The organism is Streptomyces sp. NPDC096205 (assembly GCF_044763135.1).
In the GTDB taxonomy this organism is placed as follows: Bacteria; Actinomycetota; Actinomycetes; order Streptomycetales; family Streptomycetaceae; genus Streptomyces.
In genome coordinates this window covers 476,217-498,364 of sequence record NZ_JBIWFS010000006.1, presented here as the reverse complement: position 1 = coordinate 498,364, position 22,148 = coordinate 476,217, and the positions used below count along the sequence as shown (strand labels likewise).

Sequence of the window (22,148 nt, the reverse complement as noted above, 5' to 3'; positions counted from 1 at the left end):
CCGTAAGTGCTATCGCCTCACTTCAGTGCTCTCCCGTCACGCGACGGACCAGGCGATGCCGTCCAGGATGTCGTGCTCGCTGACCACGACCTCCTGCGCGCCGATCCGTTCCATGATCGACAGCAGCACCAGTGCGCCCGCCGCGATCACGTCGACCCGGCCCGGATGCATGGCCCCGACCGCCGCCCGCTCGGCGTGCGTGGAGCGCAGCAGCCACTCGGTGATCTCACGGACCCTGTCCCGGGAGATCCGGGAGTGGTGGATGGCCGCCGAGTCGTACTCCGGCAGCTCCAGTGCGATCGCAGACACCGTCGTCACCGAGCCGGCCAGGCCCACCAGCGTGTGCGCCTCGCGCAGCGGGACGGTCCGCTCGGCGAGGTCGAGCGCGGCCTCGATGTCCGCCCTTATGGCGGCGACCTGCTCCTCGGTGGGCGGGTCGGTGACCTTGCCGTCGTGCACCAGGTGCCGCTCGGTCATGCGCACACAGCCGATGTCGACGGACCGGGCGGCCCGGACGTGGTCGTCACCGACGACGAACTCCGTGGAGCCGCCGCCGATGTCCACGACCAGGTACGGCCTGGTGAGGTCGTCGCGGCCGGTCAGCTCCTTCGTGGCCCCGGTGAAGGAGAACTCGGCCTCCTGGTCGCCGGTGATGACCTCGGGCTCGACGCCCAGGATGTCCATGACCCCGCGCACGAACTCGTCGCGGTTCTCGGCGTCCCGGGAGGCGGAGGTCGCCACGAACCGCAGCCGCTCGGCGCCGTGCTCCTTGATGACGGCCGCGTACTCGCGGCACGCGGCGAAGGTCCGCTCCAGCGCCTCGGGGGCCAGCCGCCCGGTGCGGTCGACGCCCTGGCCGAGCCGCACGATCGTCATACGGCGGTCCAGCTCGACAAGTTCACCGGTGGCAGGGTCGCAGTCGGCGACCAGCAGGCGGATGGAGTTCGTACCGCAGTCGACGGCGGCGACCCGGGTCACCGGCCCTCCCCCTCTTCGCTCTTCTCGGGCAGGGTCACGCACGCGCCCTTGCTCCACCACTCCGGCAGCATCGCGAGGGCCTCGTCGCCGAGCGGGTTCACACCCGGGCCCGCGGCCAGCGAGTGCGCGACCAGGACATGCAGGCACTTGACCCGGTCCGGCATGCCGCCGGCGCTCGGGAAGTTCTTCAGCTCCTCGATCTCGTCGCGGCGCCGGATGTAGTCCTCGTGTGCGGCACGGTAGGCCGCGGCCAGCTCCGGGTCGGACTGCAGGCGCTCGGTCATCTCCTTCATCAGACCGCTGGCCTCCAGCGTGCCGATGGCCGAGTTGGCCTTGGGGCACGTCAGGTAGTACAGCGTCGGGAAGGGCGTGCCGTCGGGCAGCCGGGGGGCCGTCTCGACGACGTCCGGCTGGCCGCAGGGGCACCGGTGCGCGATGGCGCGCAGCCCGCGCGGCGGCCGCCCGAGCTGCTGCTTGAAGGCCTCGACGTCCGCGTCGGTGGGCTCGGTGCGGGGTGTGGTCGGCGGGGGCGTTTCCATCTGGCCTGAGGTTGTCTCTCTGCTATCTGTCACTGGTCGGAGGCGTCGGCCTTGTCGACGCCGTCCCAGACGTTGGAGTACCAGGGGCGGTCGGCCGCCCCCTGGTCGGTGCGGGACTGCTCGGCGGCGTCCGGGTCGACGACGATGTAGCCGGTCTCCCCGGGCATCACATAGTGCAGCCGCTCGCGGATGCGCTGCTCGGCGAACGCGTCGTCCTGCCACCGCGCCTTGAGGTCGCGCAGCTGCTCGACGCGTTCCCGCGCCTGCCGCTGCTGCCGCTCCATGTCGGCGATCTCGGCGCGCTGGGCGACGTACTGCCGCATCGGATAGGCGAGGGCGACGATCAGCGAGCAGACCACCAGGGCGAGCAGCGCGGCCCGGCCGGTGAGCCGGGAGCGGCGCGCCTGGCGGCGGGTCTGGGAGCGGTAGACACGGGCCGCGGTCTGCTCGCCGAGCAGTCGCAGTCTGGTCGCGGTGGAGAACCGGTCCCGGTCCTTCACGGCCATGTTGCCCGCCTCCCGATCACGCACGTACGTCCCCGCACACGGTACGGGACCGAGTACGGGGACGTACGTACGACGCTGCCTGTCAGGCCGCCTTACGGGGTGACGGTCAGCCCTTGAAGCGCGGGAACGCGCTGCGGCCGGCGTACACCGCGGCGTCGTCGAGGATCTCCTCGATGCGCAGCAGCTGGTTGTACTTGGCGACGCGCTCGGAGCGGGCCGGGGCACCGGTCTTGATCTGGCCGCAGTTGGTGGCGACGGCCAGGTCGGCGATGGTGACGTCCTCGGTCTCGCCGGAGCGGTGGGACATCATGCACTTGAAGCCGCTGCGCTGGGCCAGCTCGACGGCGTCCAGGGTCTCGGTGAGCGAGCCGATCTGGTTCACCTTCACCAGCAGGGCGTTGGCGGCGCCCTCCTCGATACCGCGGGCGAGGCGCTCGGGGTTGGTGACGAACAGGTCGTCGCCGACCAGCTGGACCTTGTCACCGAGCTTGTCGGTGATGGTCTTCCAGCCGTCCCAGTCGTCCTCGAACAGCGGGTCCTCGATGGACACGAGCGGGTACGCGTCGACGAGCTCCGCGTAGTACTCGGTCATCTCGGCGGCGGAGCGCTCCTTGCCCTCGAAGGTGTAGACGCCGTCCTTGTAGAACTCGGACGCGGCCACGTCGAGGGCGAGGGCGATCTGCTCGCCGGGGGTGTAGCCGGCCTCCTTGATGGCCTCGAGGATGAGGTCGAGGGCCTCACGGTTGGAGCCCAGGTTCGGGGCGAAGCCGCCCTCGTCGCCGAGGCCGGTGGCCAGGCCCTTGTTCTTCAGGACCTTCTTCAGCGTGTGGTAGACCTCGGCGCCCCAGCGCAGGGCCTCGGAGAAGGACTCCGCGCCGATCGGGGCGATCATGAACTCCTGGATGTCCACGTTGGAGTCGGCGTGCGAGCCGCCGTTCAGGATGTTCATCATCGGAACGGGCAGCAGGTGCGCGTTCGGGCCGCCCAGGTAGCGGAACAGCGGCAGGTCGCTGGCCTCGGAGGCGGCGTGGGCGACGGCGAGGGAGACGCCGAGGATGGCGTTGGCGCCGAGCGAGCCCTTGTTGTCGGTGGCGTCCAGGTCGAACATGGCCTGGTCGATCAGGCGCTGCTCGGTGGCGTCGTAGCCGACCAGCTCCGGGCCGATCTGCTCGATGACCGCGAGGACGGCCTTCTCGACACCCTTGCCGAGGTAGCGGTTCGAGTCGCCGTCGCGGAGCTCGATGGCCTCGAAGGCGCCCGTGGAGGCGCCGGACGGGACGGCGGCACGACCCGTGCTGCCGTCGTCGAGGCCGACCTCGACCTCGACCGTGGGGTTGCCTCGGGAGTCCAGGATTTCCCGGGCTACGACGACGTCGATGGACGGCACGAGCATCTCCTTCGTGGATGTGACGCTTTTGAGCAGAACCGTGGTGGCTCTGCGAGACGAGCCTAACCGCCTCCGGGGGATCGGCCAGCCGATCGCCCACCCCGTGGACGGAAACCGATCGTAAATTGTTTCCGAACGGAACAAACGGGCGGCGGTGAGCTCGTCCGTGCACGGCCGCGCGCTTCATCGCCGTACGGGCCCCGCCCCGGGCATCCCCGGGCATGACCCCTGGACATGACCCCTGGGCATGACCCCGCCCCGGTGCGTACGGGGGAACACGCACCGGGGCGGGGAGCCGGCGGGGGAAGCGCTGCCTACTTGAGGTGCAGCTGCTGGCCCGGGTAGATGAAGTCGGCGTCGTCGATGATGTCCTTGTTCAGCTGGAACAGCTTCTGCCAGCCGCCCTTGACGTGGTGCTTCTCGGCGATCGAGCTGAGGGTGTCGCCCTTGACGACCTTGTACTCGCCGTCGCCCTTCTCGACCTTCTTGCCGGTCGGGGTGGTGACGGTCTTCTTGGCGGCCGGGCGCTCCTGCGAGCGGGAGGCGCTCTGCTGCTCGGTCTCGCGGGCGGGGGCGGGGGTGCTCTCCTGCGTGGTGGTGCTGCCGGAGTCGGTGGAGCCGCCGCCGGTGTACGCGGCGCTGGACAGGCCCACGCCGCAGACCGGCCAGGCGCCCTTGCCCTGGCCCGCGAGGACCTTCTCGGCGATTTCAATCTGCTGGGACTTGCTGGCCTGGTCGGCCGTGGCGGCGTACTGCGTGCCGCCGTACGCGGCCCAGGTGGAGGCGGAGAACTGCAGACCGCCGTAGTAGCCGTTGCCGGTGTTGATGGACCAGTTGCCGCCGGACTCGCACTGGGCGACGGCGTCCCACTCGGAGGCGGTGGCGGCGGAGGCGTTGCCGGCCGCCATCAGCGGGGCGGCGACGGCGGCGCCGGTCACACCGGCGATGGCGATGGCGCGAGTGGCCTTGGACGGACGACGGTGCTTGCCCTTGCCGGAAAACAGCATGGAGGATCCCCTCACCGACGCCTGCGAGGTGAGCTGTCGGGTTCGGGCCGGTTGAGTTGCCCGGCCGCGGCTCTCACGAGCTGCGGCTTCACCCCAAGCCGGTTCCGGTGTCGAGTTTCCTCAACTGCCGGACCCGGCGCCTACCTTGGGTCCCCCGCTCCTGCCTACGGCGCTTGACGCGACGACTGTTCCCGGGCTGCCACTGGCAGGATTCGGCGTTTGTGGCGGCCGGGGCTCGTGTTGGCGAGCGGTCATGACCGTAGACAGGCGATCGGCGGATTTTCAAAGACGATCAGGGCTTCTGAGACTCATCCCACAGTTTCGCCAAACCGGACATTTAGCGGCGAACCATGACGTGAACTCCCGCTACTTTTCGCCCGGTTCGACCCCTACCGCGAGCGTCTGACCGGGCAGGATGAGGTCCGGGTCGACGCCGACCGTCTGCCGGTTCTCGGCATACAGCTCCGACCATCCGCCCTGGAGGCCAAGGGAGTCGGCGATGCCCCACAGGCTGTCGCCGGCCCGCACGGTGTACTCGCCGTCGGCGGCGTCCCGCACGGCCGCACCGCTGCGCGAGGCGTGACGCCCCGTGGAGTCGCCCGTACGACCGTCCGCCACGCCCTCCTCGACGCCCTCGTCGGCGCTGTCGCCGCGGTGGCGGCCGGTGGCGGTCTCGTCCGAAGAGGTACCACTCTGGCCGGACTTGTCCGAGTCGCCCTGTGCGTCGCCCGTGGCGGAGCTGTCGGGCGCCAGTGCGGTGGCGTCGGGGTCTTCGCTCGGGTCGGCGTCCGAATCGGGCGAAGGGTCCGTCTTGGTCGTATTGCCCTGGTCGTCCTGGGCGGTCCGGCCGCTCGCGTCGCTGTCGGCGCTCTCGCCGTCGGCCTCGGTCGACGAGTCGTCGGACGACGAGGCCGACTCGGACGGAGAGGGGAGCAGACGAGAGGAGTCGGACGAACCAGATGTGTCGGACGTGTCGGACGAATCGGGGGTGTCGATCAGGCCGCCCAGACCCGAGGAGGTGTCGTCGGAGACGCCGGTGTCGACGTCGGCCGGCGCGGAGTCCTCACCGAGGCCCGAGAGCGGGCCGCAGGTCGGCCACGCCGTGACGCCCTGGTCCGCGAGGACGCGCTCGGCGACGGCTATCTGCTGCTGGCGGCTGGCCTGCTCGGGGCTCGGGGCGTAGTCCAGGCCGCCGTAGGTCTCCCAGTCGGTCTGGGTCAGCCTCAGGCCGCCGAAGTGGCCGTAGCCGTCGTTCGCGCTCCAGGCACCGTCCGTCTCGCACTCCGCGACCCGGTCCCAGGTGGTGCCGTCCGCCGCGCTCGCGCCCGAGGCGCCGAGCAGCGGGATCGCGATGGCGGAGCCGGTCACTCCGGCCGCGACGAGGAGAGCCGGAGCCTGGCGGGGGCGACGGTGACGACCGTTCCCGGAGAGCATGCGGAAGCCTTTCGTGCGACAGCAGTGATCGGCGCGGCGTGTGATGCGGGGCGCCGCACTGATGGGTGAACGTATCGGCAGACGATCACTTGTCACAAGTTAATGCCGCACAGATCACGTGAAGATCACAGACTTGAGGGTGTGTCACGTTTGTCTGTGTCAGCTTCCTGTGCCGGCCCCGGCACTGGGGGTGAACTCCACCGGCAGCGTGCGCAGGCCCCGCATGATGAGGCCGCCGCGCCAGCGCAACTCGGCCGGATCCGCGGCCAGTCGCAGGTCCGGCAGCCGGGTGAGCAGTGTGGCCAGCGCGGTCTGCCCCTCCAGCCGGGCCAACGGGGCGCCCAGGCAGTAGTGGATGCCGTGCCCGTACCCCAGATGCTGGTTGTCGCGGCGGGCGAGGTCGAGGGTGTCCGGGTCCTCGAACCGGGCCGGGTCCCGGTCCGCCGCGGCCAGCACCACCAGCACGGGGTCGCCGGCCGCGATGTCCTGCCCGCCGATGGCCAGCGGCTCGGTGGCGAACCGCCAGGTCGCCAGCTCCACCGGCCCGTCGAAACGCAGCAGTTCCTCCACGCCGGTCGCGAGGAGGCCGGTCTCCTCCGCGGCGAGCGAGCGCTGGAGACGCTCGCGCTGCTCGGGGTGCGTGAGCAGGGCGAACGTGCCGTTGCCGATGAGGTTCACGGTCGTCTCGAACCCGGCGAACAGCAGGATGAACGCCATCGCCGCCGCCTCGTTCTCGGTGAGGTGCTCCCCATGGTCCGAGGCGCGGATGAGGCCCGAGATGAGGTCCTCGCCCGGCGCGGGCTCCGCGGGCAGCGCCTCCCGCTTGCGGTGGATGAGCTCGGCGAGATAGCCGCGCATCTTCTTGACCGACCGCGCGACCCCGCCCCGCGGGCCGCCGCCGTGCCGGATCATCATGCCCGCCCAGTCCCGGAAGTCGTCCTGGTCCTCCCGCGGGACGCCCAGCATGTCGCAGATGGCGTAGATGGGCAGCGGGAAGGCGAACTCATGGATGAGGTCCGCCGAACCCTTCGCCGCGAACTGGTCGATGAGGTGGTCGGTCAACTCCTGCACCCGCGGCGCGAACTCGGCCACCCTGCGCGGTGTGAACGCCTTGCTCACCAGCCGCCGGAGCCTGGTGTGGTCCGGCGGGTCGATGTTCAGCAGATGCGTCATCAACTCCGCCTTGCGCTCACCGGGAATCCCCGTCTTCCCCTTCGCGTGCGCCGGCTCGTCGTGATGCTCCGGGTTCTTCGACAACCGCGCGTCCGCCAGCGCCTGCTTGGCATCGGCATAACGCGTGACCAGCCACGCCTCCACCCCACTCGGCAACCGCGTCTTCCGCACCGGCGCGTGCTCCCGGAGCCAGGCGTAGGCGGGGTACGGGTCTGTGGCGAACTCCCAGGTGAACAGCTCGGGGGGTGCGGGGTGGGAAGGGGGGTGGGGGGTGGGGGTGGTGTCGGGGTCGGGGGTGGAGTCGGGGCTGGGGGTGGCGTCTGGGCCGGGGGTCGTGTCGGGGCTGGGGTGGGGGTGGTTGGTCACCGGTTGACGGTAACGGGTTGGGGAGGGGGCTTGAGGAGGTGAGGGGATGGTGGCTGGGGGTGTGGTGTGGGCTGTGGCTTGGGGCCGGGTCAGTCCGGTGTTCGCCGCCGGTCAGTCCGGTGTTCGCCGCCGGTCAGTCCGGTCTTGGGTCAGCGATGGGCGCGGCTTGGGGCCGGGGCAGCCCGGGGTCTGCCCCCGATCGGTCCCCTCTCGGGCCAGTGATGGGTGCGGCTTGAGACCGGGGGACCCCGGTGTCCGCCCCGGTCGGTCCCCTCTCGGGTCAGCGCTGGGTGCCCGTGTCTCCCCCGGCCGTCTCCGTCTCGCGTATCGCGTCCCGGTAGGCGCGGGCCGCTGCTCTGAGGGCCGCTTCCGGGTCCACGCCCTCGGTCTCGGCGCGGACCGCCAGGGCGAGGAGTTCGTAGCCGATGGCGTCGGTGTGGGGCAGGGGGACGTCCAGGCCTGCCGTGCGGGCTCGGGAGGCGAGCTTGGCGGCGAGGGCGAGGCCCGGCTGGTGCAGGGGGATGCCCTCGGTCACGGAGGAGCGGCGCTTCTCCTCCGCCTTGGTGCGCAGCCAGTGCGCCTTGACCTCCTCGGGCGTGGTGGCGGTCTCGTCCCCGAAGACATGCGGATGGCGGTGGATGAGCTTGGCGACGATGCCGCCGGCCACGTCGTCGATGGAGAACGGGGCGTCGGGGTGCTCCTCGGCGATCCGCGCGTGAAAGACGACCTGGAGCAGGACGTCCCCCAGCTCCTCGCGCAGTTCGTCGCGGTCGCCCTCCTCGATCGCCTCGACCAGCTCGTACGCCTCCTCGATGCCGTACTTCGCCAGGCCCTCGTGGGTCTGCCGCGACGACCACGGGCACTCCGCGCGGATGCGGTCCATGACCTGCACCAGATCGAGGAGCCGGGCGCCCGGCAGGTCGTAGGAGGCGGGGAGCAGCTCCAGCTCCGGCATCCGTACCCGGCCGGAGCCGGCGAGGCGGGCCAGGCCGTCCGTCAGGGCCGGCTCACCCTCCCCCGTCGCCACGACCACCACCGTGTGTCCGCCCGCGCAGGCGTCCACCAGCTCCTCGGCCGTCGGTGAGGCCTCGGCCACGGTTATCCCCGCTTCCCGCAGATACGGCAGCTGCGGGTGGGCGCCGTCCGCGCACAGGACACGGTCGGCGGTGCGCAGCGCCTGCCAGGCGGGCCAGGACAGCAGGCCGGGGGCGACCCGGTGGCTGGTGGTGAGCAGGACGATGCGGCCGGGGGTGTCGTGGGGCTCCGGGTGTGCCTGGGGCTCCGGGGCGGGTTCGAAGCTGGTTGCGTTCACGATCCGAACGTAACGCAAGCCGCGGACAGATCGACGAGAGTTGTCCACAGGCCGGATCGGATCATCGGATTATTCACCTGTCGACGACTGGCCTCGCCAGATCGTCCCGCCGTTCCGCCGTCCCGCCGTTCCGGCATGCGGCCATCCGGCCGCGTCCGGCCGCGTCCGGCCGTCCGGCCATCCGCCGTACCGTTACGCCTACGCCGGTCGCTCCTCCCCCGCCGTCGTGACGTCCCGTACCCACGGTGCCTTGGTGTCCACCCGGCCGACCTTCTCCGCGTCCCAGGTGCCGTAGCGCGGGTTGAGGTCGACGTCGAGTTCCTTGGACGCCTCGGACAGGGCCTTCCAGAAGGCGGGCTGGCTGGTGTCGGTACCGAGGGACTCGGCGAGCTTCTGGGCCTCCAGCTGGAGGTGCAGGTTCTCGTCGAGGCGCTCCGGTGCGACCGAGTACTGCTGCAGCCAGGCCGTCTGCAGCGCCTTGGCGCCGCCTGCCTGCTGTTCGAGGCCGGCGCGCATCTGCTGGACCTCGCGGCGGCTGACGGTGACGCCCGCGTCCTGGGCGGCACGGTGCAGGACCCGGTCGAGGACCATGCCGTGCAGGGTGTCACGGGTGAGGGTGCCGGTCTTGGCGATGGCCTGGCTGTACTGGGCCTCGTCCGTCACCGCGGCGCGCTGGGCCTCGCGGACCTCCTCGACGCGGTTCTCCAGCTGGGAGACGGTGATCCGCTGCCCGCCGACGACGGCCGCCGCACCGGGGTGCGCATCGTTTCCGCAGGCGGTGAGCAAGGGGCCCGCGGCGGCGATCGCGGCGGTGAGGACGAGCGCGGTGCGACGGCGGCGGTGCAAGGAAGCCTCCCGAGGAGATTGTGCGACGGTGCACAAAGTCTTGCGGTGATCGATGTTAGGCAGCGGCGCAGCTCTGGCCAACCCATTCGACCAACGATTCACCGGGACTTCGGGCACCGCCGCGCGGTCCACCCGCTCAGGGGCCCCTGCCTCAGCCCTGGAGGTCGCCCTTCGGCCGGCGGGACCCGAACCGATCGATCACCTTCCGCAGGGGCGGCGGCCGGTCAGCCACGCACCTGCCCCAGCCACTGCAACGTCCGCCGGATGTCGGCCACCAGCGGATGGGCCGGTCCCCTCAGGCGTTCGACGTCGTGGAGGAGGCGCATCAGGGTGTCGTGGGCGGCCGCCCGGTCGCCCAGGGCGAGCAGCAGGTGGCCGATGCGGCGGCGCACGTCGTGGGCGAGCTCGGGGTCCCCGGAGACGTACTGGTTCTCGTAGTACGGCAGCAGCTCCCGGTAGGCGGCGAGTGCGGCCGCCGGTTCGCCGAGCTGCTCCAGGCACTGGGCGGCGTCGTAGCGGTAGCGCAGCGACTGCGGGTCGGCCTGGCCGGCCTCGGCGGCGCGTTCGTCGGCGAGGCGGCGCAGTTCGGGCAGCGCGCGCCGGTACTGGCCGTCGTCCAGGAGCGTGGCCGCGTACTGCTTGCGCAGGGTGCGCACGACCGGCGAGTGCTCGCCGTGCTGCTCGGCGGCAGCCGGGAGGATCGCGCCGAGGATGTCGACGGCCTGGGTGATGCGGCCCTCGCCGAGCAGCCGCTTGACCTCGTCGACGGCGCCGGCGACGTCCGGCTTCTCGTCGGCCGGTGCGACCGGGGCGGGATTGGGCGCGGGCGTACGCGCGCGGTCCGGCCACGGGGCGTGCGGGCGCAGGAAGGGGCGCGTGGGGTCGAGGGGCGCCCCCGTGGGCGTGCCGCGCCCCGGCAGGAGCGGCGACAGTTCCTCGTACACCTCCTGCGCGGAGCCCGGCCGGTGCTGGGGGTCCTTGGCGAGCAGGCGCAGGACGAGGTCCTCGAGGGCCTGGGGGACCTCCGGGCGCAGGCGACGCACCGGCAGCGGGGGCTCGTACAGGTGCCGGTGCAGCACGCCGAGCGCGGTGGAGCCCGCGAAGGGGACGTTCCCGCTGAGCAGTTCGTGCAGGAGCACACCGAGCGCGTACAGGTCCGTGTACGGCCCGACAGCGCCGCCCATGGCCTGCTCCGGCGCCATGTAGGCGGGCGAGCCGATCGGCGAGCCGGTGTGGGTCAGCCGCGTGGTGTCGGTGTCCATGACGGACGCGACACCGAGGTCGAGGACGGTGACCGTGCCGTCCTGCTTCACCATCACATTGCGCGGCTTGAGATCGCGGTGCACGATCGGCACAGCGTGCACGGCGCTCAGCACGGCGCACAACTGCGCCGCGACCGCCACCGCCCACTGCCACGGGTACGGATCGTGCTCCGCGAGGTGGTCGGAGAGGTCCGCCCCGTCGACGTACTGCATGACGAGGAACAGTTCCTCGCCCTCGCTGCCCGCGTCGTGCACGGTGACGAGCCCCGGGTGGTCGACCTGCGCGGTCACCCGGCACTCGCGCACGAACCGGCGGCGCAGCTCCTCGGCCTCCTGCCCGGCCACCTTGTCGGGGCGCAGCAGCTTCACCGCCACACGCCGGTCGAGTCTCTGGTCGTACGCCGTCCACACCTGGCCCATGCCGCCCTGGCCGATGAGCGTGGCCAGTTGGTAGCGGCCGGCGACGACACGTCCCGCCGTCACGCTCACCGTCCGCCCTCGTGCCGGCCGTCCTGGCCGTCCTGGTTGCGCAGGTAGTGGCTGAGTTCGTCGAGTTCGGCGCGCACTTGGTCGATACGGGCCGGGCCGGGGCGCTGGGGCGGCGGGGTGTGCGCGGGCGGCGCGGTGGCGGCGGGCCCAGGACCGGGTATCGGGGGCGGGGTGTGCGGGGCGCTAGGGGCACTCGGGGGACTCGGGTTGAGCGGCGGGTGGTGCATGGTGGTGGCCGTCGTCGAGGCGTACGCCCCCGGGGCGGACGGGTAGCCGTACGCCGGCTGGGGGGCATACGGGCCGTAGCGAAGCTGGTGGAAGTGGCGCACGTCCGCGGCGAGGTAGTACGCGATCACCACCACGAGCGTGATCAGGAGCAGGCCGAGCCCGGTCCAGCCCCCGGCCGTGTGGATCTCGTCCCCCGGCTCGCTGCCCAGCAGCACCATCGCGAGGATGTCCACGGCCAGCACGGCGACGAACAGGCCCCAGTCGAGCGACTTGCGCGTCACGATCGCCAGCCGCAGCAGCATCGACCAGGCGAGGAATCCGAGACTGAGGACCGAGATCACCACGAACAGCACGCGCAGGAAGACCAGCCACCCCGTGGGGGGCGGCTGCTTCGACGGCTGCGTGTAGCCGTGGCCATGCATGACAGCTCCTGGTGCCTGGTGCCCGGGGCCGGGCGAACGGGGACCGGCCGGCGTCGGGCAACGCCGGTCGGCCCATTGTCGCTTCGAGCGTATAGGCCGATACGGACAACCGGTCCGGGTTGTACCGAACCGTTGTCGTCCTGATCACCACGCACGGCGACACGCGCCCGCGAGCCGGTGCCGCGAGCCCTCTCGCACTACGGCGTCGCGCCCTCTCGCCCTACGGCGTCACTCCGGTCTCGCTAGGTCTCACTCCGGCGTCACCGTGCCGTCCGTCAGCCCGTCGTACATCCCGCGCACCAGCTGTTCCCCGAGCCGGCTGGCGTGCCTGAGCGCGCGCTCGAACTCGTCGAGTGCGTGGAAACGCGCGCCGTAGCGCCGTTGTTCGTCGAGTGCGAGCCGGGGCAGTTGCAGGCGTCGTACGTCGAGGCGGGTGGCGGTGGAGGCGAAGCTGCTGGCCTGGCGGTTGTTGGCCGTGCCGCGCAGGAAGCCGGCCAGGAACCAGGGGTCGAGCGCCGTGGGGTCGGGGCGCAGCAGGACGAGGTTGCGCCCCAGGGCGGCGCCCCCGGTCGCGTCGTCGATGACGCGCGCCACCGCGCCGCCCCCGAGCACCGGCACGACGACGTCGCCGGGCTCCGTCAGCACGGCCTCCTCGTCGCTCTCGGGCAGCGTGCCGGAGGGAGCGGTGCCGGCCAGCACGTCGTGGTCGGTGAGCACGGGCACACGCGCGTGGCCGCCGTTTCCGCCGGTGCGCATCACCAGGGCGCCCCCGCGCGCGAGTTCGCCGACGGTGGTCAGCGGCCAGCGCGCGGGCTGGGCGGCGCCGCCCGGAGCGGGGGCGAGGTCGGCCGTGAGCCGCAGGGTCTCGCCGAGGCGCTCGCGTACGGCGGTGAGCTGTTCCGCGCCGTCGGCCGCGGCCGGGGGCGGGAGGTGGCGGGCGGGGGCGAGGTCGACGTCGTCGTCGAGGAGTTCGATGACGGGCACCGCGCGGGCCACGCCCGGCTGCTCCTCGACCGTGCCCGCGCGGTCGAAGGCGCGCCAGGCGTCGAGCACGGCCTCCTGCACGGCACGCCAGTCGGGCCCGCCACGGCCCTCGCCGGCGAACTGCCCGGCATCCGCGAGCAGCACCTCCGGCTGTCCGGGCACCTGCCCGGGCCGGCGCAGCACCCACAGGTGCAGCGGGATGTTGTACGGCGGCGCGGCGCCGATGGGCAGCGCGACGACCGCGCGCAGCGCCCCGCGGCGCAGCAGGTCGGCCCGGATACGGCGGCCGGAACGGCGGGAGGCCGCGGCGGGCGGCATGAGCAGCACGGCCGTGCCGCCGTCCCGCAGCCGGGCGAGTGCGTGCTGGACCCACGCCAGCTCGGACTCGTTGCGGGCCGGGAAGCCGTACTCCCAGCGCGGGTCGTAGGCGAGTTCGTCGTGGCCCCAGTTGCGCTCGTTGAACGGCGGGTGGCACAGGACGGCGTCGGCGCGCAGGCCGGGGTGGCCGTCGGCCCGCAGGGTGTCACCGGCCGCGCTGTGCACGGAGGCGCGGGTGTTCAGGGCGAGCCGGAACGCGGTGAGCGCGGCCAGCTCGGGGGCACTGTCCTGGGCGTACAACTCCTGCTCGGGGCGGGAGTCGACGGCACGCAGCAGGGCGCCCGTGCCGCAGGCCGGGTCCAGGACGGTACGAGCGGGCCCGGCGAGCTCGGCCATGAGGTGAGCGAGTTCGGCGGGCGTGAGGGTGTACTGCCGCGGGTTGGCGTCGAGGTGCCGGCCGAGCAGGAACTCGAAGGTCTGCCGGGCACCGAGCTCGGCCGCGAGTTCGGCCGCGCCGCGCAGGAGGGGGGCGGAGGGAAGGATCTCCGGGCCGGTGGGGATGTGAACGGCGCCGACGGTGTACATGGCCCGGCGGCGGTTCGCGACGGGGGGTCGGCTTCCGGGGGGTGTGCCGGGACCAGCAGATGTGCCGTGAACAGACGATGTGCCGTGAACAGACGCTCCGGCGCCCTGCGCATCCGGAGTGTTCACAGAGCCCTCTGTGGCACCCGACCCGCCGTCCCCCCCGAAGCGCGTCACGATCACCTGCCGCAGCGCCTCCGGCAGCATCGCGGCCAGTCGTTCGTCGGAGCCGGCGCTGACCTCCAGCCACACCGTCGGCCGGTCGTGGATGAGCAGCAGCACGCACCCGGCGTGGGCGAGTGCCGCGACCGGCCCCTCGGGGTGTCCGGCGAGTTGCTGCCAGACGCGTTCCCGCAGGGGCACCTCGGCGAGTTTGCCCTGGCGGCGCAGCCATGCCTCCACCTCGGAGAGCGCGAAGGAGGGGCTGGTCTCGGTGCCGCCGACGGGCTTGGGGAAGTCGGCGTGCCGACGGCGCCAGTTGCTCACGGCGGCGCGGCCGACGCCGGCGAGCCGTGCGATTCCGGCGGCCGTCACCTCTGTCGCGTTGTCCTGCACTGGCATCCGCTCCCCTCGTCCCCTGTGTGGCGTCGAGCATACCGACGTACGCAAGATCTACCGATTCACGAGCACTGCGCGCGGTTCACGAGTTCACGGCCGTGCACCCACTCGACACTGTGAATCGTGTTGACTCGGTTCACAGCACATGCTCTTATTGACCCAGCGAACGAGCGGCTGCCGGTCCGAGGCAGTCACATCGCTTAGGGGAGGGACAGTCATGGGCATGAAGGGCAAGGTCGCGCTGGGTGCCGTCGTGGGCGTCGTCGTCATCGCCGCCGTCTCGGCGAACGCCGGTGACAACAGCGACAGCGGCACCTCGGGTAGCGGCAAGGGCTCTTCCGCGGCCGCGGACCGCAAGCCGGGCGGCGACACCAAGGACACCGGCAAGGCAGCCGACAAGGACACCGAGAAGGACCCCGAGAAGGCCGCCTCCATCGGCGGCAGCGGTGACTACCAGGTCGGCAGCGACATCAAGCCCGGCACCTACCGCAGCACCGGCAACACCGACGGCATGTGCTACTGGGAGCGCGCCAAGGACGCCTCCGGCGAACTCGACTCCCTGCTGGCGAACGACAACGTCACCGGCACCAGCTATGTCACCGTCAAGGCCACGGACAAGCTGTTCACGTCCAGCGACTGTGCCGACTGGGAGACCGTCGACCCGAACGCCAAGAGCGGCGCCCCGAAGACCGAGATGGCCGGCGACGGCGGCATGTTCAAGGTCGGTGTCGACATCGCCCCGGGTACGTACAAGTCGACGGGGAACACCGACGACATGTGCTACTGGGAGCGCGCCAAGGACGCCGACCACTCCATCGACTCGATCCTCGCGAACAACAACGTCTCCGGCACCGCGGTCGTGACCATCGGCGCCTCGGACGCCTACTTCAAGACGTCGGGCTGCAAGGACTGGAAGAAGGCCTGACCGAGCCCCTCGTGCGGGGCGTGGCCCGACCGCGCGGCGCCCCGCCGGCCCCGCACCACCGCATCACCGCATCACCGCATCACCGCATCAACACAGCACCGCACCGCACCACCCCTGGCTCCCACACCACCCCGCTCCACCTCCACCACCCCCCTCACCTTCACCACACCGCATCAGCACCCCGAGGAACTGCCATGCGCATCAACACTGTTGCCGCCCTCTGCATCGCCGCCACCACGGCCGTCGTCTTCACCGGCTGCGCCGACAGCGGCAACGACAAGAGCACCGGCGGAGCCGCCACTTCGACCGCGTCCAGGGCCGAGGAGCCGTTCCCCGGCCTGAGTGGCGGCGAGATCCTGGACCAGGCCTTCGAGGCGACCATGGGCGCCCGGTCGGTACGGGTGAAGGGCGACATCCAGGACGACACGAGCGGCGGCCCGCTGCGGATCGACATCGCCCTGGACACCAAGGGGGACTGCGTCGGCACGCTGAGCGCGGACGGTGGCAAGACGGACGTGATCAGGGTCGGCGGCGCCGTCTACATGCGCTACGACGAGGCGTTCCTGCGCGCCCAGATGGAGGGCGAGCCCCAGGAGGACTCCGACGCGGCGGTGGACATGCTCGCCGGGAAGTGGACCACGGCGGGGAAGGACTCCGAGGCCGCCGAGATCGCCGACCTGTGCGACCTCGACACGCTGCTCGGCGACGACACCGAGGGCGCCTCGGCCGCCACCCGCGGCCGGACCACCACCGTCGACGGCACCCCGGCGCTGGCCCTCAAGGAGAAGGACGGCAAGGACACGTACACGGCGTACGTCGCCACCGAGGGCAAGCCGTACGTCCTGCGGCTGGACAGCGACGCCGCCGGCGACAGCGGCAGCCTCGTCCTCAGCGACTACGACAAGCCCGTCGCGGCGAAGAAGCCGGCCGGCGAGATCCTGGACCTCGACGACCTCGGCTGAGGCACAAGAGGCGCAAGAGGCACAAGAGGCACAAGCCTCAGAACACCCGCCGCATCCACACGTTCGGCTCGACATACACCGCGTGCCCGTGCGCCAGCGACACCCGCACCGGCACCAGTGCGCCGGGCACCTCCACCTCGCCGTCGGTGTCGAACGGCAGACCGGTCCAACTGCGCCACTCCTCCAGCGAGGCCGCCACGGTCATCGACGCGGGCGCCACCGACTCCACGGCGGCGCCCGCGCGGGCGTGCTGCCGCAGCCAGGGGTCCTGCGGCAGACCGTCGGGGCGCACCCGACGGGCGTACTCCCGCATGGGCGTACGGGGTTCGAGGTGCTTGGCGTTGGGGCGTACGGGGGCGACGACCTGGCGGTGGCCCAGCGCGGCCGCGTTGTCGTGCATCGCGGTGAGCATACGGCCGGACAGTCCGGCCCCTTGGGCGTGCGGCGCGACGACGACGGAGATCGCGCTGACGGTGTCGGGCGTGACACCGCGGCGCAGGTCGGAGAAGGCCCAGACGAGCACCTGGTCCCAGCCGCGTGCGGGCAGTTCGCCACGTCCCTCGGCGTCCAGGGCGAACGGCACGCTGAAGGCGTGCGCGACCACCTCGCCCCGCTCGTCCTGGGCGGCCAGGGCGTACTGCGGGAACTCCGTGGCGATACGGCCGTAGTGGGCGTTGCCCACGGGGTCCTGCGTCACGAACTCCGGCCAGGTGTCCGCCATGGCGAAGACCGGCTCCACCAGGTCGGGGCGGTCGGCGAGAGTCGACACCTTCACGTCCATGCGCTCACCGTAGGCAGAGGGGCGAGCACCCCGGAAACGGTTTTCCCCGCCGAGGCCCGGCAAAGGCGGTGGCTTCAGCCTCCGCACTGGCGGAGCATGGCGCTCTTGTCCGGGGCCGTGACAGCCAGTTCGTACTTCCGCGCCACCTGTGCGAACCGCACCGCGTACGAGCAGCGGATCGCCTTGTTGGGCGGCAGCCAGGACGCCGGGCCGGAGTCGCGCTTTGCGGAGTTCGTGGGGCCCGAGACCGGCAGGAGGTTCAGCGCGTCGTTGGCCAGTCTCCGCCGCTTGTCCTCGCTCCAGCGGGCGGCACCCATCTGCCAGGCGTACGACAACGGCACCACGTGGTCGATCTGCACCTCCGTGGCCTTCGCCTTCTTCCAGGCGATGTCCTTGCCGGTGTACGGGTCGTAGAGGTCCATCGACACGACCACGCAGTCCGACCCCGTACGGAACCGGACGTTGCGCCCATGGAGTTTGAGCAGGTCGTTCCGCGTGTCACAGCCGTTCCTCGCCAGCGGCACCCCGTCTGCCGTGTCCATCCACGCGTAGCCGAACTCGTCCCGGTCGTAACCCGTCTTCGGGCCACGCCCCTTGGTCGACAGCTCGGCGATCAGCTCACGCGCCGTCGCCTCGTCCTGCTCGGACGAGATCGGGGCCAGCCCTGGTTTCGTTCCGTCCGGGTCGACCAAGGGGCTGGTTCCGTACGTGCCGGACGCTGACGAGCCGCTCTCGCCGGGGAGTCCGCTCCCCGTACAGCCCGCCAGGACCGTCCCGGCCACCAGTACAGCGCCTGCACCCAGCACGCCGCGCGTGAGACACCGCCTCGGCACACGATCACCCCACCCATGAGACACCTGCCCCACGGTAGCGGTAGAGAGGTCCAGACCATAACCGCTCCAACTTGCACATGACTCGCAACTCGGGCGTATCGTCGATCGTGAGTCACCTCCGGAAGGAGCTCTGGATGGGCATCTTCGACAGGTTCAAGAGCAACCAGGCGGCACGCGACAAGGCCAAGGGCATGTCCGACGCCGCCGAGAAGCAGGTCAACGAGAGGACGGGCAACAAGTACGAGAGCCAGGTCGACGCCGCACAGCGGCAGGCCGAGCGCCGGCTGGGCATGGACCAGGACGACTCGCCCGACCAGCAGTAGACCCGGAGATCCACGGAAGAGTGCACGGGCCCGTCGGCGAACCGACGTGGGCCCGCCTCGACCATCCGGAAAAGGAAGCCGTCCGCCGTTCCCCACCGACCGCGGACGGCTTCACTTCCAGCCCTCACGACCGAACGTGACCCGCCCGCCCGAACGTGACCCGTCCGACCCCCCGCACAGCTCGGCCCTACGACCCCAGCACCGACGCCAGGAACTCCCCGACCCAGCCCAGCAGGTCCCGCCCGACCAGCGGCTTCCCGCCCACCTTCGCGGTCTTCGGCCGCGGCGCCAGCACCTGATGGGCCGCCGGCTTGATGACGGACCCCGGGTACAGCCGCTTCAGCCGCAGCTCCTGCGACTCGCGCAACTCCACCGGTGCGAAGCGGATGTTGGTGCCCTGCAGCACGATCTCGCCGACGCCGCACGCCCGTGCGAGCATCCGCAGGCCCGCCACCAGCAGCAGGTTCTCCACCGGCTCGGGCAACTTGCCGTAGCGGTCGAGGAGTTCCTCGCGGACGGCCTTGATGTCCTCCTCCGTGTTGGCGGAGGCGATGGCCCGGTACGCCTGGAGGCGCAGCCGCTCGCCGGGGGCGTAGTCGTGCGGGACGTGCGCGTCGACCGGCAGCTCGATCTTGACCTCGAGCGGCGGCTCCTCCTCGATCTCCCCGCTCTCCAGTTGGCGCCGGTAGTCCGCGACGGCCTCGCCGACCATCCGCACGTACAGGTCGAAGCCGACGCCCGCGATGTGCCCGGACTGTTCGCCGCCGAGCAGGTTGCCGGCGCCGCGGATCTCCAGGTCCTTCATGGCGACGTACATGCCCGCGCCCATCTCGGTGTGCTGGGCGATGGTGGCGAGCCGTTCGTGGGCGGTCTCCGTCAGCGGCTTCTCCGGCGGGTACAGGAAGTAGGCGTACCCGCGCTCGCGGCCACGGCCGACGCGGCCGCGCAGCTGGTGCAGCTGGGAGAGGCCGAAGGTGTCGCCGCGTTCCACGATCAGGGTGTTGGCGTTGGAGATGTCGATGCCGGACTCGACGATCGTCGTGGAGACGAGCACGTCGAACTTCTTCTCCCAGAAGTCGACGACGACCTGCTCCAGGGCCGACTCCGACATCTGGCCGTGCGCGGTGGCGATGCGCGCCTCGGGGACGATGTCCCGCAGCCGGGCCGCCGCGCGGTCGATGGACTCGACGCGGTTGTGGATGTAGAAGACCTGGCCCTCGCGCAGCAGCTCGCGGCGGATCGCGGCGCCGATCTGCTTCTCCTCGTACGGGCCCACGAAGGTCAGCACCGGGTGCCGTTCCTCGGGCGGGGTGGTGATCGTCGACATCTCGCGGATGCCGGTGACCGCCATCTCCAGGGTGCGCGGGATCGGGGTCGCGGACATGGTCAGCACGTCGACGTTGGCGCGCAGCTTCTTCAGCTGCTCCTTGTGCTCGACGCCGAAGCGCTGCTCCTCGTCGACGATGACCAGGCCGAGGTCCTTGAACTTGGTCTCGGAGGCGAACAGCCGGTGCGTGCCGATGACGACGTCCACCGAGCCCTCGCGCAGCCCCTCCAGGACGGCCTTCGCCTCGGTGTCGGTCTGGAAGCGGGACAGCGCCTTCACGGCCACCGGGAACTGCGCGTACCGCTCGCTGAAGGTGCCGAAGTGCTGCTGCACCAGCAGCGTGGTCGGCACGAGCACGGCGACCTGCTTGCCGTCCTGGACGGCCTTGAAGGCGGCCCGTACCGCGATCTCGGTCTTGCCGTAGCCGACGTCGCCGCAGATCAGGCGGTCCATGGGGACCGTCTTCTCCATGTCCTCCTTGACCTCGGCGATCGTGGTGAGCTGGTCGGGCGTCTCCGCGTAGGGGAAGGCGTCCTCCAATTCACGCTGCCAGGGCGTGTCCGGCCCGAAGGGGTGGCCGGGCGCGGCCATGCGCGCGCTGTACAGCTTGATCAGGTCGGCGGCGATCTCCTTGACGGCCTTCTTGGCGCGCGCCTTGGTCTTGGTCCAGTCGGCGCCGCCCAGGCGGTGCAGGGTGGGGGCCTCGCCGCCGACATACTTGGTGATCTGTTCCAGCTGGTCGGTGGGGATGTACAGCCGGTCGCCGGGCTGGCCGCGCTTGGCGGGGGCGTACTCGACGACGAGGTACTCGCGCGTGGCGCCCTGGACGGTGCGCTGGACCATCTCGATGTAGCGGCCGACGCCGTGCTGCTCGTGGACGATGTAGTCGCCCGCCTCCAGGGTGAGCGGGTCGATGGTCTTGCGGCGCCGCGCGGGCATGCGGGTGCCGTCGCGTCCGGCGGCCTTCTGCCCGGACAGGTCGGTCTCGGTGAGGACGGCGACCTTCAGCGCCGGGTGGACGAAGCCGTGCTCGATCGACCCGCACGCCACGTGCACGACCGAGGGCTCGATCTCGCCCAGGTCGGCCTCCAGGCGGGCGGCGACGCCCTCGCCGCCGAGGACCTCGACGGTGCGGGCGGCCGGGCCGTGGCCCTCGGTGACGAAGACGGTGCGCCAGCCGTCGGCGAGCCAGCCCTTGGTGTCGGCGAGCGCCTTGGCGGTGTCGCCGCGATAGGTCTCGGGGGCGTGCATGCCGACCTTGAGCGTGTCCGCGTCGAGCTCTTCGTCGGCGGCGAACGGCGACACCGACCACCACATCATGTCCAGCTCACGCGCGCGGTCACGGACGTCCGCGATGGACCACAGGGAGGCCGCGCCGACGTCGATGGGCGCCTCGCCGCCGCCCGCGGTGGCCGCCCAGGACGCCTGCAGGAACTCCTGACTCGTGGCGACGAGATCGGCGGCACGCGTGCGTACCCGCTCCGGATCGCACACGACGGCCATGGCGCCCTTGGGCAGGACGTCGAGCAGCAGTTCCATGTCGTCGACCAGCACCGGTGCGAGGGACTCCATGCCCTCCACCGCGATGCCCTCGGCGATCTTGCCGAGCAGCTCGCCCAGCTCGGGGTGCTGCTCGGCGAGGGCACGCGCACGCGTGCGGACGTCTTCCGTCAACAGAAGTTCACGGCAGGGCGGCGCCCACAGGCCGTGCTCGGCGACTTCGAGGGAGCGCTGGTCGGCGACCTTGAAGTAGCGGATCTCCTCGACGTCGTCGCCCCAGAACTCGACGCGCAGGGGGTGTTCCTCGGTGGGCGGGAACACATCGAGGATGCCGCCGCGTACGGCGAACTCGCCGCGCTTCTCGACGAGCTCCACGCGCGCGTACGCGGCTGCCGCGAGAGCCTCGACGATCTCGTTCAGATCGGCGCTCTGCCCGGTGCGCAGGGCGACCGGCTCCAGCTCGCCCAGGCCCTTGACCTGCGGCTGGAGCACGGACCGTACGGGCGAGACGACGACGGAGACCGGGCCGGTCTCGGGGTCGTCGGGGCGCGGGTGGGTGAGGCGGCGCAGCACGGCGAGGCGGCGGCCGACGGTGTCGCTGCGGGGGCTGAGCCGCTCGTGCGGCAGCGTCTCCCAGGAGGGGTACTCCACGACGGTGTCCGACGGCAGCAGGGAGCGCAGGGCGGCCGCGAGGTCCTCGGCCTCGCGGCCGGTCGCGGTGACGGCGAGGACCGTGCGTCCGGCCTCGCGGGCGAGACCGGCGATCGCGAAGGGGCGGGTCGCCGGCGGGCCGACGAGGTCGACATGCATGCGGTTGCCGTCCGCGGCCGCCGTGATCGCTTCCGCGAGGGCGGTGTCCTTGACGACGGCGTCGAGCAGACCGTGCAGACTCATGGAGGGGGCTTTCCGTCCAGGTGGGCAACGCGAAGGGCCCGACACGCGGTGCGGGCCGGGCTTCCCAGAGTACGTCCACGCGGGGGCGATCACCCGGCGGAATCGAACGGGCCCCCGGCCACGCCCTGCGAGGGCCGGCCCGGAAAACCAGGTGACTCCCGCGCCGGGCGCCCCCTGGGGGCCGGCCCGGCGCACCAGGAGACCTCCGCGGC

General features: G+C 71.6%; 18 protein-coding genes and 1 riboswitch. Of the genes, 3 read left to right on the top strand and 15 right to left on the bottom strand.

Going from position 1 to position 22,148, the window contains the following annotated elements:
• Positions 1–36: 36 nt before the first annotated feature.
• The 12 genes from ACIQ6Y_RS24420 to ACIQ6Y_RS24365 all read right to left on the bottom strand — a co-directional run bounded on the left by ACIQ6Y_RS24420 (position 37) and on the right by ACIQ6Y_RS24365 (position 14,388).
• Positions 37–978, bottom strand: coding sequence for an exopolyphosphatase (locus tag ACIQ6Y_RS24420; RefSeq protein WP_404042074.1), 942 nt, complete (start codon positions 976–978; stop codon positions 37–39).
• The gene (locus ACIQ6Y_RS24415; protein WP_404042073.1) at positions 975–1,517 is read right to left on the bottom strand and encodes a DUF501 domain-containing protein; all 543 of its coding nucleotides are present in this window, start codon (positions 1,515–1,517) and stop codon (positions 975–977) included. Before ACIQ6Y_RS24415 ends, ACIQ6Y_RS24420 begins: the two co-directional genes overlap by 4 nt.
• Positions 1,518–1,546: 29 nt before the next feature.
• On the bottom strand, positions 1,547–2,023 hold the full coding sequence (locus tag ACIQ6Y_RS24410) for a septum formation initiator family protein (protein WP_404042072.1): 477 nt from the start codon (positions 2,021–2,023) through the stop codon (positions 1,547–1,549).
• Positions 2,024–2,129: 106 nt separating this feature from the next.
• Positions 2,130–3,410, bottom strand: coding sequence for a phosphopyruvate hydratase (gene eno / locus ACIQ6Y_RS24405; protein WP_404042071.1), 1,281 nt, complete (start codon positions 3,408–3,410; stop codon positions 2,130–2,132).
• Between the two features lie 314 nt (positions 3,411–3,724).
• A complete protein-coding gene (locus ACIQ6Y_RS24400) occupies positions 3,725–4,417 on the bottom strand; it encodes a transglycosylase family protein (protein WP_404042070.1) in 693 nt (230 codons plus the stop codon).
• Between the two features lie 3 nt (positions 4,418–4,420).
• Positions 4,421–4,599, bottom strand: a riboswitch (cyclic di-AMP (ydaO/yuaA leader).
• A gap of 184 nt (positions 4,600–4,783) precedes the next feature.
• Complete coding sequence (locus ACIQ6Y_RS24395; RefSeq protein WP_404042069.1) at positions 4,784–5,851, bottom strand: transglycosylase family protein; 1,068 nt, start codon at positions 5,849–5,851, stop codon at positions 4,784–4,786.
• Positions 5,852–6,010: 159 nt separating this feature from the next.
• Positions 6,011–7,261 carry a cytochrome P450 gene (locus ACIQ6Y_RS24390; protein ID WP_404042172.1) on the bottom strand — a complete coding sequence of 417 codons (1,251 nt, stop codon included), beginning with the start codon at positions 7,259–7,261 and terminating at the stop codon, positions 6,011–6,013.
• Positions 7,262–7,670: 409 nt separating this feature from the next.
• Positions 7,671–8,702, bottom strand: coding sequence for a nucleoside triphosphate pyrophosphohydrolase (locus ACIQ6Y_RS24385; protein ID WP_404042068.1), 1,032 nt, complete (start codon positions 8,700–8,702; stop codon positions 7,671–7,673).
• A gap of 198 nt (positions 8,703–8,900) precedes the next feature.
• Entirely contained in the window at positions 8,901–9,548 is a 648-nt protein-coding gene (locus ACIQ6Y_RS24380; protein ID WP_404042067.1) for a SurA N-terminal domain-containing protein, read from the bottom strand.
• A 224-nt stretch (positions 9,549–9,772) separates the two neighbouring features.
• Positions 9,773–11,257 (bottom strand): protein kinase, encoded by a 1,485-nt coding sequence (locus ACIQ6Y_RS24375; protein ID WP_404042171.1) that lies wholly within the window; start codon positions 11,255–11,257, stop codon positions 9,773–9,775.
• Positions 11,258–11,295: 38 nt separating this feature from the next.
• A complete protein-coding gene (locus tag ACIQ6Y_RS24370) occupies positions 11,296–11,949 on the bottom strand; it encodes a hypothetical protein (RefSeq protein WP_404042066.1) in 654 nt (217 codons plus the stop codon).
• A gap of 249 nt (positions 11,950–12,198) precedes the next feature.
• Positions 12,199–14,388: an N-6 DNA methylase gene (locus ACIQ6Y_RS24365; RefSeq protein ID WP_404042170.1), complete on the bottom strand. Its 2,190-nt coding sequence runs from the start codon at positions 14,386–14,388 to the stop codon at positions 12,199–12,201.
• A 226-nt stretch (positions 14,389–14,614) separates the two neighbouring features.
• Between ACIQ6Y_RS24365 and ACIQ6Y_RS24360 the strand changes: the two genes are divergently transcribed.
• Positions 14,615–15,316, top strand: coding sequence for a hypothetical protein (locus ACIQ6Y_RS24360; RefSeq protein WP_404042065.1), 702 nt, complete (start codon positions 14,615–14,617; stop codon positions 15,314–15,316).
• A gap of 194 nt (positions 15,317–15,510) precedes the next feature.
• Positions 15,511–16,278, top strand: coding sequence for a hypothetical protein (locus ACIQ6Y_RS24355; protein ID WP_404042064.1), 768 nt, complete (start codon positions 15,511–15,513; stop codon positions 16,276–16,278).
• A gap of 37 nt (positions 16,279–16,315) precedes the next feature.
• Here ACIQ6Y_RS24355 and ACIQ6Y_RS24350 read toward each other — a convergent pair whose 3' ends face one another.
• Both ACIQ6Y_RS24350 and ACIQ6Y_RS24345 read right to left on the bottom strand, forming a co-directional pair.
• A complete protein-coding gene (locus ACIQ6Y_RS24350; RefSeq protein WP_404042063.1) occupies positions 16,316–17,059 on the bottom strand; it encodes an N-acetyltransferase in 744 nt (247 codons plus the stop codon).
• A 74-nt stretch (positions 17,060–17,133) separates the two neighbouring features.
• Entirely contained in the window at positions 17,134–17,865 is a 732-nt protein-coding gene (locus tag ACIQ6Y_RS24345; protein WP_404042062.1) for an HNH endonuclease family protein, read from the bottom strand.
• A 161-nt stretch (positions 17,866–18,026) separates the two neighbouring features.
• Between ACIQ6Y_RS24345 and ACIQ6Y_RS24340 the strand changes: the two genes are divergently transcribed.
• On the top strand, positions 18,027–18,215 hold the full coding sequence (locus tag ACIQ6Y_RS24340; RefSeq protein ID WP_404042061.1) for an antitoxin: 189 nt from the start codon (positions 18,027–18,029) through the stop codon (positions 18,213–18,215).
• Between the two features lie 187 nt (positions 18,216–18,402).
• Here the strand turns inward: ACIQ6Y_RS24340 and mfd are convergent, their stop codons facing one another.
• Positions 18,403–21,936 (bottom strand): transcription-repair coupling factor, encoded by a 3,534-nt coding sequence (mfd, locus tag ACIQ6Y_RS24335; RefSeq protein WP_404042060.1) that lies wholly within the window; start codon positions 21,934–21,936, stop codon positions 18,403–18,405.
• Between the last annotated feature and the right edge of the window lie 212 nt (positions 21,937–22,148).